This window comes from Helicobacter pylori (genome assembly GCA_008032955.1).
GTDB lineage: Bacteria > Campylobacterota > Campylobacteria > Campylobacterales > Helicobacteraceae > Helicobacter > Helicobacter pylori_DC.
Map to the genome: position 1 here is coordinate 1033129 of CP032046.1, position 15416 is coordinate 1048544.

Genomic DNA, 15416 nt, shown 5'->3' on the forward strand with positions numbered 1-15416 from the left:
AAGGGGTGCATCAATGGAAATCTTACAATTCATCGGCTATGGGAATATGGCTCAAGCGATCTTAGGAGGCTCTCATGAAATTTTATCCAAGCGTTTTATTTTAGAAATTACCGGAAAAAACCCTGAAAAAATCGCCCCTTTTTTACAAGAAAAAAACATTCAAGCGCGCATCATTCCCTATAAAAACGCTATTGATATACACCAAAAATTCGTGTTTTTACTTTTTAAGCCTTATAACCTTAAGGATTTTAATTATCAAGGGCAGGCTAAAAGCGTTTTGAGCGCGTTAGCCGGGGTAAATTTTGAAACTTTAAGCAATGCGATTGATTCTTTACATTACTTAAAATGCATGCCTAATATTGCGAGCAAGTTCGCCCTATCTTCTACGGCGGTGTGTGAAAAATCGGTTGCGCCTTCAATAAGCGAGAAAGCTTTGAATATTATTGAGAGTTTTGGGAATTGCGTGCGAGTGGGTAATGAAGAGCAGGTGGATGCCAGTATAGCGACCAATGGGAGTGCACTCGCTTTTTTAAGCTTGGTAGCGAGCAGTTTGAAAGATGCCGGCATTAGAGAGGGCTTGAACGCTAGAGATTCTTTAGAATTGGTGGAAATGAGTTTTAAAGGCTTTGCCAAGCTGTTAGAAAAAGAACGCCCTGAGATGATTATAGAGCAAATTTGCACCCCTAAAGGTGCAACGATTGAAGGCTTGAGCGTTTTAGAAAAAAAGGGGGTTAGGGGAGCGTTTATAAAAGCATGCCACGAAAGCGTGAAAAAAATGCGCCTCTAAAAATTACACTCTTAAAAAATCAGCGCGATGCATTTAGACAGACAGAGTTTAGAAAAAGCCAAGCATTTGATCCAAAGCGGTCTGATTGACACCATAGAAGTAGGCACGATCAAGGGCTTGCAAGAAATCCATCGGTTTTTGTTTGAAGGGCTGTATGAATTTGCCGGGAAAATCAGGGATAAAAATATTTCTAAAGGGAATTTCAGGTTCGCTAACTGCTTGTATTTGGATTTGATTTTACCCAGAATTGAGAGCATGCCGCAAAATAATTTCAATCAAATCATAGAAAAATATGTGGAAATGAATATCGCTCACCCTTTTTTGGAGGGTAATGGCAGAGCCACAAGGATATGGCTTGATTTGTTGCTTAAAAAGGAATTGAAAAAAATCGTGCTTTGGGATAGGATTGATAAAGCCGCTTATTTGAGTGCAATGGAAAGGAGTCCTGTGAATGATTTGGAAATCAAAACGCTTTTAAAAAAGCATTTGAGTTCTAATATCAACGATCCCTTAACTTTCATTAAAGGCATCACACAGTCATATTATTATGAAGGGCTTTGAAAAAATACTAAAATCATTTTTTATAATCCAATACGAAAGAGTTTGACGCCAGTCAAGAGATAGTTTTTTATAATGCGATCTTAGGGGATTAGTGGGATTTAGTTGGGGGTTGCAGGAGGAAATGTTTTACCTCCTATCCCCCTTTACTATAAAATAAAATTTAAAGTATAAGACAAAATAATTAAAGCCCCATTTTAAAAGAAATTAAAAACTTTATTTGTCAGCATTAAAGCAATCTAAAACTAATCTTGCGTCCGTTCAATCAAACTCAAAGGCAAGTCAAAAGCTTTAATGAGTTCGCTCTCTTTTTGGCGTTGTTCACCCTTATCTTTTTCATGGTCATAGCCCAACAAGTGCAACACCCCATGAATGAATAAAAGAGCGATCTCCTCTTCTAGTCTATGCCCTAATTTCAGGGCGTTAGTTTGAGCTAATGGCGCATTAATCACCACGCTCCCTAAAGGGGTGTGAGGGATCGCTTCTAAAGGGAAGCTCAAAACATCGGTAGCGTAATCGCAGTTCCTTAAATCCCTGTTGATTTCTCGCATGGTTTCACCGCTCACCAAAACAAGCTCAATGATTTGAGTGGGGGCTAAAAAATTTGCGATTTTTTCTAATAATAAAAAGTCTGATTTTAGCGGGGTTTGGTTGTCTATTTCTAGCATCAATAAGATATAAAAAGAAGTTTAAAAAAGCCCTAAAATTTAGGGCTTAAAAGATTAAGCGAAAGAACCTTTAACTTGTTCTACCCATTTTGAAATCCTCTCATCAGTGAGATCGTCTTGATTGTCTTCATCGATCACAAGACCCACGAATTTACCGCCTTCTACCGCTTTAGAAGCTTCAAAATGATAACCATCGGTTGAAGTTTGCCCTACCACTTTGCCGGCTTTAGCTTTTTCATAAATGTGGAAAATGCCTTCTGCGAAAGTTTCGCTGTAAGTGTCTTGATCGCCCAAGCCTACAAGTCCAATGGTTTTATTCGCAAAGTCGCTCGCTTCTAGTGTGCCTAAAAAGTCTTCCCAATCTGTTTGCAAATCGCCCGCACCGGCTGTTGGAGCGACTAAAATAACCTTTGCAAAGCTATTGAATTGCTCTTTAGAAGCTTTAGCCACATCAATCACTTCCGCATTACCAATAGCCTTGCTGATTTTTTCAGCGATAGCTTCAGCGTTCCCACTGTCTGTCCCAAAAAAGATACCAATTTTTCCCATATTCTCAATCCTTGTGTTTAAAGATATTAACGCATCCGCTTTTAGCGAATGCTTGTGGGCGTAGTTTAGCGCATTTAATTAAACATCTTGCTTAAAAACCCATTTTGCACGAATATCGTTTCAATAAAAACCATATTAAAAGCGCTATAAGAACAAAACTTATGACAAAAAACGAAGTGTAATGAGAAAGCCTTTCATACAGCGTTTTCACCCAATCGCTCGCTTTAAAAGAAACGCTCCCCACGATTAGCGCCCACAAAAAACTGGACAAAACATTAAGCCATAAAAACCTTTTTAAAGGGTATTTGCTAAAACCAATTGCCAAAGGCATAACGCTTTTAATCCCATACAAATATTTATTGACAAAAATCATTAAAAAAGCGTAGCGTTTCACCCACAAACTCGCCAAAGCAAGCTTTCTTCTATGCTTTTGGAAATACTTTAAAAACTCTCTTTTTTGATAGCGGGCAAAAACTACAAGAGCCCCACTCCCTACCATATTCCCTAAAAAAGCGACAAGAATGGTTATTTTTATATCTAAAGCGTGCGTGGTAGCGCTCAAAATAGAAGCGATGACAATCCCCACATACCCACCCCCCAAAGAATACAAAAACAAAATAAGATAACCCCACTCCTTAAAACCCTCTTGAAAACGCAACAACGCTTCTTGCATAAAAACCCTCTTTTGATTCGTTTTTATTTTCATGTTATCCAAACTTATTCAACCTATTGGTGATTTAAACGCTATCTTTTAGTATAATGACAGCATTATCTTAATAACCTAAAAGATATAGAGATGAATACAGAAATTTTAACCATCATGTTAGTTGTCTCAGTGCTTATGGGATTGGTAGGCTTAATAGCGTTTTTATGGGGGGTTAAAAGCGGTCAGTTTGACGATGAAAAACGCATGCTTGAAAGCGTGTTGTATGACAGCGCGAGCGATTTGAACGAAGCGATTTTACAAGAAAAACGCCAAAAGAATTAAAAAATTAAAATAAAAGGATAGGAATGGACCAAGAAATTTTAGATGTGTTGATAGTGGGTGCAGGGCCTGGGGGCATTGCCACGGCCGTAGAATGCGAAATAGCCGGCGTTAAAAAAGTGCTTTTATGCGAAAAAACCGAAAGCCATTCAGGCATGTTGGAAAAGTTTTATAAAGCCGGTAAAAGGATTGATAAAGATTATAAAAAGCAAGTCGTAGAGCTTAAAGGGCATATCCCTTTTAAAGACAGCTTTAAAGAAGAGACTTTAGAGAATTTCACTAGTCTTTTAAAAGAGCATCGCATCACGCCAAGCTATAAAACCGATATTGAGAGCGTGAAAAAAGAAGGCGAATACTTTAAAATCACCACCACTTCTAACACAACCTATCATGCTAAATTTGTGGTGGTTGCGATCGGGAAAATGGGCCAGCCAAACCGCCCTACTACTTACAAAATCCCTGTTGCGCTCTCTAAACAAGTGGTTTTTAGCATCAATGATTGTAAGGAAAATGAAAAAACCCTTGTGATCGGCGGAGGCAATTCAGCGGTGGAATACGCCATTGCTTTGTGCAAAACCACCCCTACCACCCTCAATTACCGCAAAAAAGAATTCAGCCGCATCAATGAAGACAACGCTAAAAACTTGCAAGAAGTCCTAGACAACAACACGCTTAAAAGCAAGCTTGGAGTGGATATTGAAAGCCTAGAAGAAGATGGGGCTCAGATTAAGGTTAACTTCACCGATAACACGAGCGAGAGTTTTGATCGCTTGCTGTATGCGATCGGCGGCTCTACCCCTTTAGAATTTTTTAAACGCTGTTCTTTAGAATTAGATCCTAGCACCAATATCCCTGTAGTGAAAGAAAATTTAGAGAGCAACAATATCCCTAATTTGTTCATCGTGGGCGATATTTTATTCAAATCAGGAGCGAGCATCGCTACCGCTTTAAACCATGGCTATGATGTTGCTATAGAAATCGCTAAAAGGTTACAATCTTAAAGCAAATTCACTCATCAAACGGCTTAGCCTTATACAAAAAGAAAAAGAGAATGAGAAGCGTTAGGGCAAAATGCATGGTGATGATAGTTAGGGGCGAGAAGTAACGCAGTTCCAAACTGCTGAGCGATAAGATTAGCACAGAGACCACGCGCACACAGCTTGATAAAAGCGATGAGAGCGATGAAATGTTGTTTTTAGAAACAAATTTGGAGAATTGATACCCCAAGCAATAACTCATGTAAGTGAAAAACGCCACCATGAGTGCATACACCCCTATGAAACAATAAGGGATATTGCTAAGCAATAAGGGGCTAACGCCTAGCAACACCAAAATCGAACTCAAGGCGATTTTTTGGCTGTAATTTTTGGCTTTTAAAAAATGAATGAGGATAGAAATCACTTGAAAAGCGATATAAAACATAAAAAGGTATTGCTCTTTAACGCCTTGTTTTAAAAAATACGCTTGCCACATTTGAAAATGGCTCATAAAAAAGATGGGCGTAATCAAATGCCCCACTAATAAAATTTTAAGCTTGGGGTTATCTTTAAGCTCTTTAAGACTGCCTTTGACTTGCTCTTTAAGGAGTTTCAGGCTTTTTTGGCTTTTAAAATCCTCTTCTTTTTCTTTAAAATAAATTACGATCGTTAGTGCGCAGAGCATGATTAAAAAATCCCCACGACATACAGCATCGCATGGACTTTGAGATACAAAAACGATCCCAAAGAACTCCCTATAATCATGCCTAAATAAGTAATTTGATTGTTTTTGGCTAAAAACCGGGACAAATCCTTTTTGTTTTCCTTAATGTCTGTGATGAGTGAAGCCTCAATCGTGCCGCTAGAGCATGCGCTATACAAACCATACAACCCCCACGCTAAAAGCATGAGAATAAAACTATCAAAAAACAGCACAAACGAAAAACTAGCGATTAAAAACACATTAGAAACCAGGAATAAATTTTTCCGGCTCATCAAATCCGCTAAAACACCGCTCGGGTATTCAGCCACCAGCACGCAAAAACTGAAAAAGGTTTGCACGAGCAAAATTTCACTCAAACTAAGCCCTTTAGAAAGCAACAAGGGGGTTAAAATCGCATGGGGTAAGCTTTGAGCGATGATTAAGAGAAAATTCGCCCCATAGTAAGCTAAAATGTTTTTTCTTAACATTTGAAAATTGTAATTAAAACTAGCTTATAATACAGCGTTATATCTTTTATTTAAGGGGTATTGATGCTAACCCAATTAAAAACTTATCCAAAATTACTCAAACATTATGAAGAAATCAAAGAAGTGCATATGCGCGATTGGTTTTTTAAAGACAAAGAGCGAGCGAGCCGTTATTTCGTGCAATTGGAAAGCTTGAGTTTGGATTATTCCAAAAACCGCCTGAACGATACCACTTTAAAGCTTCTTTTTGAATTAGCGAATGACTGCTCTTTAAAAGAAAAGATTGAAGCGATGTTTAAGGGCGAAAAAATCAACACCACCGAAAAAAGGGCCGTTTTACACACCGCCTTAAGAAGCTTGAATGACACTGAAATTTTACTAGATAACATGGAAGTGTTAAAAAGTATTAGGAGCGTTTTAAAACGCATGCGAGCCTTTAGCGATAGCGTGAGGAGCGGTAAAAGACTAGGCTATACCAATCAAGTGATCACCGATATTGTCAATATCGGTATTGGGGGGTCAGATTTAGGCGCTCTAATGGTTTGCACCGCCTTAAAACGCTACGGCCACCCGAGATTAAAAATGCATTTTGTGTCTAATGTGGATGGCACGCAGATTTTAGATGTTTTGGAAAAAATCAATCCGGCCAGCACGCTTTTTATCGTGGCTTCTAAGACTTTTTCCACTCAAGAAACTTTAACCAACGCCCTAACCGCTAGAAAATGGTTTGTAGAAAGGAGTGGCGATGAAAAGCATATCGCTAAACACTTTGTAGCGGTATCCACCAATAAAGAAGCCGTGCAACAATTTGGCATTGACGAGCATAACATGTTTGAATTTTGGGATTTTGTAGGGGGGCGCTATAGTTTGTGGTCGGCTATTGGCTTGTCCATTATGATCTATTTGGGGAAGAAAAATTTTAACGCTCTTTTGAAAGGGGCGTATTTGATGGATGAGCATTTTAGAAACGCCCCTTTTGAAAGCAATTTACCCGTTTTAATGGGATTAATCGGCGTGTGGTATATCAACTTTTTCCAATCCAAAAGCCACTTGATTGCTCCTTATGATCAGTATTTAAGGCATTTCCCTAAATTCATTCAGCAATTGGATATGGAAAGTAATGGCAAACGCATCAGCAAAAAAGGCGAAATCATCCCCTACGACACATGCCCTGTTGTTTGGGGCGATATGGGCATTAACGCTCAGCACGCTTTTTTCCAGCTCTTGCATCAAGGCACGCATTTAATCCCCATTGATTTTATCGCCTCTTTGGATAAAAAGCCTAACGCTAAAGGTCATCATGAGATTTTATTTAGCAATGTTTTAGCGCAAGCGCAAGCCTTCATGAAAGGCAAAAGCTATGAAGAAGCGCTTGGGGAATTGCTTTCTAAAGGTTTAGATAAAGATGAAGCCAAAGACTTGGCCCACCACAGGGTGTTTTTTGGCAACCGCCCCTCTAATATCCTTTTATTAGAAAAGATTTCACCAAGCAATATTGGGGCGTTGGTGGCTCTTTATGAGCATAAGGTCTTTGTGCAAGGGGTTATTTGGGACATTAACAGCTTTGATCAATGGGGCGTGGAGCTTGGGAAGGAATTAGCCGTGCCGATTTTACAAGAATTAGAGGGGCATAAAAGCAACGCTTATTTTGACAGCTCCACTAAGCATTTAATAGAATTGTATAAGAATTACAACCAATAGGCTTTGTTTTATAACCAGATAAAACCTAAAAAACGATAAAACAAGGCTTAACCCCCATTTTCAAGCGTTCCATTCAAAATAATCCGTCAATCATAACGGATTTTAGCGCCATATATTAGCCATTTGAATTTAAAGAGAGTAAATTTTCCACAAATTAATCGTTTTTAGCCTTTAAAAGCTTGACTTTCTCATCATACGCATTATTTTACATATTATAATTACTTCAAAGCTAAGAATAATAAAAACTAAAGAATAGATTTATCTTTAAAAGTATTTGCATTTATCAATCTCATTTTAGGAGGCATGCATGAAAAAGGCAAGTCAGGTTTTATTCTTTGGGGCATTTTTAGGCTCTTCTTTACAAGGTTTTGAAGCTAAGCTCAACGGCTTTGTGGATCAATCCAGCACTATCGGTTTTAACCAGCATAAAATCAATAAAGAAAGAGGTATCTACCCTATGCAGCAATTCGCAACGATTGCGGGCTATTTAGGGCTTGGTTTTAGTCTGTTACCCAAAAAGGTTTCAGACCATGTTCTAAAAGGCAAAATAGGGGGCATGGTGGGATCTATTTTCTATGACGGCACGAAGAAGTTTGAAGATGGCTCTGTGGCTTATAACCTCTTTGGTTATTATGATGGGTTTATGGGGGGCTATACGAATATCTTACAGACCGATAGCCTTGAAACACAGAACATGAAACACAACAAAAATGTCCGCAATTATGTCTTTAGCGATGCGTATTTGGAATACGCTTATAAGAATTATTTTGAAATAAAAGCCGGACGCTATTTATCCACTATGCCTTATAAAAGCGGTCAAACGCAAGGCTTTCAAGTTTCTGGGCAATACAAGCATGCACGCTTGACTTGGTTTAGCTCTTTTGGGAGGGCGTTCGCTTATGGTTCGTTTTTGATGGATTGGTTTGCCGCTAGGACCACTTATAGCGGAGGCTTTACCAAAAACGATAAGGGAGGTTATGATAGCCATGGGAAAAAGGTGCTTTATGGCACGCATGCGGTGCAACTCACCTATAAACCTCATCGTTTCCTCATAGAAGGCTTTTATTACCTTTCGCCTCAAATCTTTAACGCTCCAGGCGTTAAAATTGGTTGGGACTCTAACCCTAATTTTAGCGGCACAGGCTTTCGCTCTGATACAGCTGTCATAGGGTTTTTTCCCATTTACTACCCTTGGATGATCGTTAAATCCGATGGGAGTCCGGTCTATAGATACGACACGCCTGCCACTCAAAACGGGCAAAACCTCATCATCCGCCAACGCTTTGACATCAACAATTACAATGTTTCCATCGCTTTTTATAAAGTCTTTCAAAACGCTAATGGTTGGATAGGCAATATGGGGAATCCAAGCGGTGTGATCATGGGGAGTAACAGCGTCTATGCAGGTTTTACAGGCACAGCCCTTAAAAGAGACGCCGCTACCATTTTCCTTTCTTGTGGCGGCACTCATTTTGCCAAAAAATTCACATGGAAATTCGCCACACAATATTCCAATTCAGTGGTCTCTTGGGAAGCGAGAGCGATGATCTCTTTAGGCTATAAATTCAATGAATATTTGAGCGGTAGCGTGGATCTTGCATATTATGGCGTGTATACTAACAAAGGCTTTAAACCGGGTGAAAACGGGCCTGTGCCTAAAGACTTCCCCGCCCTTTATTCTGATAGGAGCGCGTTATACACGGCTCTAGTAGCATCTTTTTGATGCTGTCTCCTATAATATGGTGGGCGTCATTTTGATGCTACCCTATGATATGGTAGACGTCTTTTTGATGCTATGATCACAAAACATGATAAGCGTTTTTTAACGCTGTTCCTCTAATCTATTATAAAATTTCTTTTCAAGCAAAAGCCCTTTTTTAAATCATACCCATTAAGTAAAAAATCATCATCTTCATCATCTTCAAAATTGAGCTTTTAAAAAAGCAAGCGATAGCTTTTTAAAAACCAAAACAGAAATCCCAAACGTCTTTAGTGTTTGCACGCTTCACGAACAGGGTCAAACTTTTTTTATGGATTTAAAGGGGGGTTAAAAACCCCTTTTTATTCAAGCGGCTTTGATGTAGGGCGTTTCAGCTAGCGGCGGGTAAATTTTATTTTTAAAATAAGCGTTTGAGCAAATCCTAACGCTCACGATCAGCACTAAAAGCGCTACAAGCATGAAAAACACGCACAAAATCGCATCAATCGCATGGTTAAAAAAGGATTTTTGGAGTGTTTTGAGCGCTTTTTCATCGGTAGTGGTAGCCATTTTTTCTTTGATGATTTGCATTTGCGCCACATGCGAGACATTATTAAGCACGCTATCATTACTCTTTGGCATTACTTTTAAAATACCGCTATAAAAAGTGATAAATAAAATCAAAACTGCCGGTAAGGCGCTTATCATCGCCCCCTTAAAACGCCCCATTTTAAACAACACCACCGTAACCAACAACAACGCCATGCCCGCTAACATCTGATTGCTCACGCCAAATAAAGGCCATAGCGTATAAATCCCTCCTTTAGGATCGATCGTGCCTTGATACAAGAAATACCCCCACCCTGCCACGCACAAAAGAGTGGCAAAAATCCCAGCCTTATAAGAGCTAAGATTACCCAAAGGCTTATAAACATTACCGAGCAGATCTTGGATCATGAAACGAGCGGTTCGTGTGCCAGCATCCACAGCGGTTAAAATGAACAAAGCTTCAAACAAAATCGCAAAATGATACCAAAACGCCATCACGCTTGGATCCCCTAAAATGTGATACACGATCATCGCTAAACCGATCGCAAAAGTGGGCGCCCCACCGGTGCGGCTCAAAATGGAGCTTTCGCCGATGTTTTTAGTCATCTCACTGATTTCTTCAGCGCTGATATTAAACCCCCATGAGCTAATCACCGAAGCCGCATCAGCTATATTTTTACCGATGCTCACTTCTGGGGAATTGATAGCGAAATAAAGCCCTGGGTGCAAGATCCCTGCGCACACCAACGCCATAAGGGCCACAACGCTCTCCATCACCATAGAGCCATAGCCCACTAGCCTGGCGTCGCTTTCTTTAGCGAGCATTTTAGGGGTCGTGCCTGAAGAAATTAAAGCATGAAAGCCACTAATCGTCCCGCAAGCCACCGTGATAAACAAGAAAGGGAACACGCTTCCTGCAAACACAGGCCCACTGCCATCTACAAAGGGCGTGATTTTAGGGATTTGTAAAGGCGGAGCGACAAAAACAATAGCTACAACCAACACCCCTATAACGCCAATTTTTAAAAAAGTGCTTAAATAATCTCGTGGAGCGAGTAAAAACCATACCGGTAAAATAGAAGCCACAAACCCATAGCCCATGATCATCCACGCTAAAGAACCGGCCTCAAAAGTGAATATTGACGCTAATTTAGGATCTAAAGAAACGTATTTACCCGCATAAATCGCTATAATCAACAAAATAAAGCCGATAACAGAAACTTCTAAAATCTTATGCGGCCTGAAAAACCGCATGTAAAGCCCCATAAGAATCGCAATGGGAATGGTCATAGCGATCGTAAAAAAGCCCCAAGGCGAATGCGCTAAAGCCTTCACCACCACCATCGCTAAAATCGCAATGATAATGAGCATGATCCCTAAAATGCCAAGACTTGCGATCATGCCTACAAATTGACCCATTTCAAGTTTGATCATTTCGCCTAAAGACTTGCCATCGCGCCTAATGGAAGCAAAAAGCACCACAAAATCATGCACGCAACCCCCTAAAACCGAGCCTATCAAAATCCATAAGATAGAGGGCAAGTAACCCATTTGAGCGGCCAGTATCGGGCCTACTAAAGGGCCAGCCCCAGCAATAGCGGCGAAATGATGCCCAAAGGTGATGGCTTTATCGGTTGGCACAAAATCCTTGCCGTCATTCCTTACGCATGCGGGCGTGGCTCTGCTATCGTCTAGCTTTAACACCCGATAAGCGATAAAATGGCTATAAAAACGATAGCCTATGCTATAAATGCAAGCGCTCGCTACTACAAGCCATAGCGTGTTAATGCTCTCACCCTTGTGTAAGGCTAACACCCCTAAACAGATCGCCCCCAAAATAGCGACAAAGACCCAAGCCAAAGAAACTAAACTTTTTTGCATGTCCTCTCCATTTAATGATTATTTAATCATTGTTGTTAATTTCAGCCAATTTTTTATTATAATCCAAATTTTCTTTGAATAGTAGAAAAACGGCTCATAAACTTCCCGCATAAAGGCTTGGGTTTCCAAACTTCTAACAATTAGGGCAAATAAGAGCTGTTTTTAAACATGATGCTTTAAAGCGTCATTAATTTTAAGGTATAGCGTTATGGCATTAGATTGGGATTTTATGTTTCACTCCATCCCTATGTTTTTTAAGGGGTTAGAACTCACGCTTTATATTTCTTTCTTTGGGATTTTGCTCTCTCTTTTGGTGGGGTTTTTGTGCGCGATCGTTTTGTATTTTAAAACACGCTTTATCTCCCCTATCGTCTATATCTATGGCGAAATCGCTAGGAACACGCCCCTACTCATCCAGCTTTTCTTTTTGTATTACGGGTTGAATGAAATCGGTTTGAGCGCTTTAGAGTGTGCGATTTTAGCGTTAGGGTTTTTGGGTGGGGGTATATGAGTCAAAGTTTTTTGCTTGGGTTTAAAAGCTTAGCTTCCATTCAAAGAGAAAGCGCTTTGAGTTTGGGGTTTAGCCCTTTGAAAATGATGTATTACATCATTCTGCCTCAAAGCTTAAGCGTTTCTATGCCTTCTATAGGGGCGAATGTGATTTTTTTACTCAAAGAAACTTCTGTGGTGGGCGCGATAGCCCTAACCGATATCATGTTTGTGGCGAAAGATTTTATTGGCATTTATTATAAAACGACTGAAAGCCTGTTGATGTTAAGCCTCACTTATTTGATCGCTTTGCTCCCTTTGAGCGCTTTGTTTGTGATTTTAGAGCGTTCTTTTAAAAAGAAAGTGGCTTAAAATGGGAGTTTTATTAGAGTTAGACAATCTCAAGCGTTTGTTAGAAGGGTTTGAAACCACTCTTTTAATCGCTCTTAGCTCTGCGATTGTTTCAATCGTTGTTGGAATGCTTTTGGGGAGTTTGATGGCGTTTGGCTCTAAAATGATGGTTTTGGCGTGTCGTGTGTATTTAGAAAGCATTCGCATTATCCCGCTTTTAGCATGGCTGTTTATCGTGTATTTTGGGTTAGCGAGCTGGTTTGATTTGCATATCAGCACTGTTTTAGCGAGCGTTATTGTTTTTAGCTTGTGGGGGGGCGCTGAAATGATGGATTTGACTAGAGGGGTTTTAACTTCCGTGAGCAAACACCAAGTAGAAAGCGCTCTAGCCTTAGGCTTAGATTCAAAAAAGGTGATTTTTAATATTATTTTCCCTCAAAGCTTTTTGTCTTTATTGCCCTCAAGCCTTAATTTATTCACGCGCATGATTAAAACCACGGCCTTAGTCTCTCTCATTGGAGCGATTGATTTGCTAAAAGTGGGCCAGCAAATCATAGAGCTTAACCTCTTACGCATGCCTAATGCGAGCTTTGTGGTTTATGGCGTTATCTTAATGTTTTATTTTAGTTTATGCTATAGTTTGAGCCTGTATAGTTCCTATTTAGAAAAAAAATTCCAATACATTAGAGGGTAAAATGAACGCGATTTTAGAAACCAAAGGGTTAAAAAAAACCTATCAAAACCATTTGGTTTTAGACGGCATTAATTTCACTTTGAATAAAGGTGAAGTGGCAGTGATTTTAGGGCCTAGCGGGTGCGGGAAAAGCACTTTTTTAAAATGCCTAAACGGGCTTGAAAAGATTGATGAGGGTGAAATCCTTTTTGAAAACACTAACCTTAATACGCCAGCCACTAACTGGAATCAAATGCGTCAAAAAATAGGCATGGTGTTTCAAAATTATGAATTGTTCCCGCATTTAAATGTGTTGGATAATATCTTACTCGCTCCTTTAAAAGTGCAAAAACGATCCAAAGATGAGGTCATTTCTCAAGCCGTAGAGCTTTTAAAGCGAGTGGGTTTGGAGCATAAACAACAAGCTTACCCTAAAGAATTGAGCGGTGGGCAAAAACAACGAGTAGCCATCGTGCGTTCTTTATGCATGCGGCCAAAAATCATGCTTTTTGATGAAGTAACCGCCTCATTAGACCCTGAAATGGTTAAAGAAGTTTTAGAAGTGATTTTAGAATTAGCCACAACGGGCATGAGCATGGTGATTGTAACACATGAAATGAAATTCGCGCAAAAAATCGCTCATAAAATCGTGTTTTTTGATAGCGGTAAGATCGCTGAAGAAAACAGCGCTAAAGAATTTTTTAATAACCCTAAATCTCAAAGAGCGCAAAAATTTTTAGAAACTTTCCATTTTTTAGGGAGCTGTTAAATAAAGTTTGCTAAAAAGATAGTTTTAATTTTAAAAAAAGGTGGTTTTATGAAAACGAACGGGCTTTTTAAAATGTGGGGGCTATTTTTAGTTTTAATCGCTTTAGTCTTTAGTGCATGTTCTGATAGCCATAAAGAAAAAAAGGACGCTTTAGAAGTCATTAAACAAAGGGGGGTTTTAAAGGTGGGGGTTTTTAGCGATAAGCCTCCTTTTGGCTCTGTGGATTCTAAAGGGAAATATCAAGGCTATGATGTAGTCATTGCTAAACGCATGGCTCTTGATTTATTGGGCGATGAGAATAAAATTGAGTTTATTCCTGTAGAAGCCTCAGCTAGGGTGGAATTTTTAAAAGCCAATAAAGTGGATATTATCATGGCTAATTTCACGCGCACTAAAGAAAGAGAAAAAGTCGTGGATTTCGCTAAGCCGTATATGAAAGTCGCTTTAGGAGTGATTTCTAAAGATGGGGTCATTAAAAATATAGAAGAGCTGAAGGATAAAGAGTTGATCGTGAATAAAGGCACGACAGCGGATTTTTATTTCACTAAAAATTACCCCAATATCAAACTTTTGAAATTTGAGCAAAACACAGAGACTTTTTTAGCCCTTTTAAATAATAAGGCTACCGCTCTAGCCCATGACAACACTTTGTTGCTCGCTTGGGTGAAACAACACCCTGAATTTAAATTAGGCATTACAAGCCTTGGCGATAAGGATGTGATCGCTCCAGCGATTAAAAAAGGCAACCCTAAGCTTTTAGAGTGGTTGAATAACGAGATTGATTCCCTCATTTCTAGCGACTTTTTAAAAGAAGCTTATCAAGAGACTTTAGAGCCTGTTTATGGCGATGGAATCAAACCGGAAGAAATTATTTTTGAATGATTTCTTCTAGGCTTTTTTGGCTGAAAGCATGCGTTTTTGTTGCTAAAATAGCGGTTTTGTGATCTTTTTGTTTTTCATTTTGAGATATATTTTTTTGATTTTACATTGAAAGGATTTGTTGATGAGTTATTTTTATAAGCGTTGTTTGAAATTTTCGTTAGTGGGGTTACTGGGTGTGGGGTTTTTGAGCACTCAGCTTAATGCTAGGAGTTTTGTTGATGGGGATTTAGACATTCAAAAATTCAGCTATGAAGATTCTTTGCTTAAAAAGGGAGATCCTAATGGCGTGCATAAAGTGCAGGTGCGAGATTATAAGGGCAAAATGCAAGAAGCTGAGATCCATTCAGAAATACGCATTGCGCTTAAACCGGGGGTTAGAAAAGAAGTTAAAAAAGGCAAGATTTATAGCGCTCAAATCAATGATGGCATGTGCTATGCTTTTAGAATGCTCCAAACCGGCGATACCACAAGCCTTGATCCTAAAGAGTTCCCTAAGCAAAGTCGTGAAAAAAAGGGCCAAGTGATCACTTTAATCGGTCAAAATGAAGTGCCTTATCTTATTTTAGAGACGGATTGCCAAGTGGGTGATATTGCAAAAATCTCTTTAGTGGGTAATTTTGATGGGACCGGGTTTCTCACGGAATATAAATTCAAAGGCGCTAAACCCATTTACTAGTCTTTATTCTTTGCTTCATTCTTAAAATCTC

The 15416-nt window shown here is 39.3% G+C and carries 14 protein-coding genes and 2 pseudogenes; 11 read left to right on the plus strand and 5 right to left on the minus strand.

Annotated features, from left to right (window positions below):
• The first annotated feature begins 13 nt into the window (after positions 1 to 13).
• On the plus strand, positions 14 to 787 hold the full coding sequence (locus tag D2C72_04980) for a pyrroline-5-carboxylate reductase (protein ID QEF43654.1): 774 nt from the start codon (positions 14 to 16) through the stop codon (positions 785 to 787).
• A 27-nt stretch (positions 788 to 814) separates the two neighbouring features.
• The gene (locus D2C72_04985; GenBank protein QEF43655.1) at positions 815 to 1348 is read left to right on the plus strand and encodes an adenosine monophosphate-protein transferase; all 534 of its coding nucleotides are present in this window, start codon (positions 815 to 817) and stop codon (positions 1346 to 1348) included.
• A gap of 242 nt (positions 1349 to 1590) precedes the next feature.
• Here D2C72_04985 and ybeY read toward each other — a convergent pair whose 3' ends face one another.
• The 3 genes from ybeY to D2C72_05000 all read right to left on the minus strand — a co-directional run bounded on the left by ybeY (position 1591) and on the right by D2C72_05000 (position 3268).
• Entirely contained in the window at positions 1591 to 2013 is a 423-nt protein-coding gene (gene ybeY / locus D2C72_04990; protein ID QEF43656.1) for an rRNA maturation RNase YbeY, read from the minus strand.
• Positions 2014 to 2067: 54 nt separating this feature from the next.
• The gene (locus D2C72_04995) at positions 2068 to 2562 is read right to left on the minus strand and encodes a flavodoxin (GenBank protein QEF43657.1); all 495 of its coding nucleotides are present in this window, start codon (positions 2560 to 2562) and stop codon (positions 2068 to 2070) included.
• A gap of 91 nt (positions 2563 to 2653) precedes the next feature.
• On the minus strand, positions 2654 to 3268 hold the full coding sequence (locus D2C72_05000; GenBank protein ID QEF44191.1) for a DedA family protein: 615 nt from the start codon (positions 3266 to 3268) through the stop codon (positions 2654 to 2656).
• Positions 3269 to 3358: 90 nt separating this feature from the next.
• On the opposite strand from D2C72_05000, the gene ccoS reads away from it, so the two are divergent.
• Both ccoS and D2C72_05010 read left to right on the plus strand, forming a co-directional pair.
• Positions 3359 to 3550 carry a cbb3-type cytochrome oxidase assembly protein CcoS gene (gene ccoS / locus D2C72_05005; GenBank protein QEF43658.1) on the plus strand — a complete coding sequence of 64 codons (192 nt, stop codon included), beginning with the start codon at positions 3359 to 3361 and terminating at the stop codon, positions 3548 to 3550.
• Positions 3551 to 3573: 23 nt separating this feature from the next.
• Positions 3574 to 4548 carry an NAD(P)/FAD-dependent oxidoreductase gene (locus D2C72_05010; protein ID QEF43659.1) on the plus strand — a complete coding sequence of 325 codons (975 nt, stop codon included), beginning with the start codon at positions 3574 to 3576 and terminating at the stop codon, positions 4546 to 4548.
• A 7-nt stretch (positions 4549 to 4555) separates the two neighbouring features.
• Here the strand turns inward: D2C72_05010 and D2C72_05015 are convergent.
• A pseudogene (locus D2C72_05015) lies at positions 4556 to 5715 on the minus strand (MFS transporter).
• A 63-nt stretch (positions 5716 to 5778) separates the two neighbouring features.
• On the opposite strand from D2C72_05015, the gene D2C72_05020 reads away from it, so the two are divergent.
• Together D2C72_05020 and hofH are read left to right on the plus strand one after the other, a co-directional pair.
• Positions 5779 to 7416, plus strand: coding sequence for a glucose-6-phosphate isomerase (locus D2C72_05020; GenBank protein ID QEF43660.1), 1638 nt, complete (start codon positions 5779 to 5781; stop codon positions 7414 to 7416).
• Between the two features lie 307 nt (positions 7417 to 7723).
• Positions 7724 to 9139: an outer membrane beta-barrel protein HofH gene (hofH, locus tag D2C72_05025; GenBank protein QEF43661.1), complete on the plus strand. Its 1416-nt coding sequence runs from the start codon at positions 7724 to 7726 to the stop codon at positions 9137 to 9139.
• Between the two features lie 342 nt (positions 9140 to 9481).
• Here hofH and D2C72_05030 read toward each other — a convergent pair whose 3' ends face one another.
• Positions 9482 to 11545, minus strand: coding sequence for a carbon starvation protein A (locus tag D2C72_05030; GenBank protein ID QEF43662.1), 2064 nt, complete (start codon positions 11543 to 11545; stop codon positions 9482 to 9484).
• A gap of 208 nt (positions 11546 to 11753) precedes the next feature.
• Between D2C72_05030 and D2C72_05035 the strand changes: the two are divergent.
• From D2C72_05035 to D2C72_05055, 5 genes and pseudogenes are all read left to right on the plus strand, one after another.
• A pseudogene (locus D2C72_05035) lies at positions 11754 to 12406 on the plus strand (amino acid ABC transporter permease).
• Position 12407: 1 nt separating this feature from the next.
• Positions 12408 to 13079 (plus strand): ABC transporter permease subunit, encoded by a 672-nt coding sequence (locus tag D2C72_05040; GenBank protein QEF43663.1) that lies wholly within the window; start codon positions 12408 to 12410, stop codon positions 13077 to 13079.
• A 1-nt stretch (position 13080) separates the two neighbouring features.
• Positions 13081 to 13827 carry an amino acid ABC transporter ATP-binding protein gene (locus D2C72_05045; GenBank protein ID QEF43664.1) on the plus strand — a complete coding sequence of 249 codons (747 nt, stop codon included), beginning with the start codon at positions 13081 to 13083 and terminating at the stop codon, positions 13825 to 13827.
• A 48-nt stretch (positions 13828 to 13875) separates the two neighbouring features.
• Positions 13876 to 14709: a glutamine ABC transporter substrate-binding protein gene (locus tag D2C72_05050; protein QEF43665.1), complete on the plus strand. Its 834-nt coding sequence runs from the start codon at positions 13876 to 13878 to the stop codon at positions 14707 to 14709.
• A gap of 121 nt (positions 14710 to 14830) precedes the next feature.
• Positions 14831 to 15385, plus strand: coding sequence for a hypothetical protein (locus tag D2C72_05055; protein ID QEF43666.1), 555 nt, complete (start codon positions 14831 to 14833; stop codon positions 15383 to 15385).
• The last annotated feature ends 31 nt before the right edge of the window (positions 15386 to 15416 follow it).

What these genes read in the sequence shown, in the direction of transcription:
- D2C72_04980 (QEF43654.1), top strand. Translation starts at nt 14, where the DNA reads ATGGAAATCTTACAATTCATCGGCTATGGGAATATGGCTCAAGCGATC.
- D2C72_04985 (QEF43655.1), top strand. Translation starts at nt 815, where the DNA reads ATGCATTTAGACAGACAGAGTTTAGAAAAAGCCAAGCATTTGATCCAA.
- ybeY (QEF43656.1), bottom strand. Translation starts at nt 2,013, where the DNA reads ATGCTAGAAATAGACAACCAAACCCCGCTAAAATCAGACTTTTTATTA.
- D2C72_04995 (QEF43657.1), bottom strand. Translation starts at nt 2,562, where the DNA reads ATGGGAAAAATTGGTATCTTTTTTGGGACAGACAGTGGGAACGCTGAA.
- D2C72_05000 (QEF44191.1), bottom strand. Translation starts at nt 3,268, where the DNA reads ATGAAAATAAAAACGAATCAAAAGAGGGTTTTTATGCAAGAAGCGTTG.
- ccoS (QEF43658.1), top strand. Translation starts at nt 3,359, where the DNA reads ATGAATACAGAAATTTTAACCATCATGTTAGTTGTCTCAGTGCTTATG.
- D2C72_05010 (QEF43659.1), top strand. Translation starts at nt 3,574, where the DNA reads ATGGACCAAGAAATTTTAGATGTGTTGATAGTGGGTGCAGGGCCTGGG.
- D2C72_05020 (QEF43660.1), top strand. Translation starts at nt 5,779, where the DNA reads ATGCTAACCCAATTAAAAACTTATCCAAAATTACTCAAACATTATGAA.
- hofH (QEF43661.1), top strand. Translation starts at nt 7,724, where the DNA reads ATGAAAAAGGCAAGTCAGGTTTTATTCTTTGGGGCATTTTTAGGCTCT.
- D2C72_05030 (QEF43662.1), bottom strand. Translation starts at nt 11,545, where the DNA reads ATGCAAAAAAGTTTAGTTTCTTTGGCTTGGGTCTTTGTCGCTATTTTG.
- D2C72_05040 (QEF43663.1), top strand. Translation starts at nt 12,408, where the DNA reads ATGGGAGTTTTATTAGAGTTAGACAATCTCAAGCGTTTGTTAGAAGGG.
- D2C72_05045 (QEF43664.1), top strand. Translation starts at nt 13,081, where the DNA reads ATGAACGCGATTTTAGAAACCAAAGGGTTAAAAAAAACCTATCAAAAC.
- D2C72_05050 (QEF43665.1), top strand. Translation starts at nt 13,876, where the DNA reads ATGAAAACGAACGGGCTTTTTAAAATGTGGGGGCTATTTTTAGTTTTA.
- D2C72_05055 (QEF43666.1), top strand. Translation starts at nt 14,831, where the DNA reads ATGAGTTATTTTTATAAGCGTTGTTTGAAATTTTCGTTAGTGGGGTTA.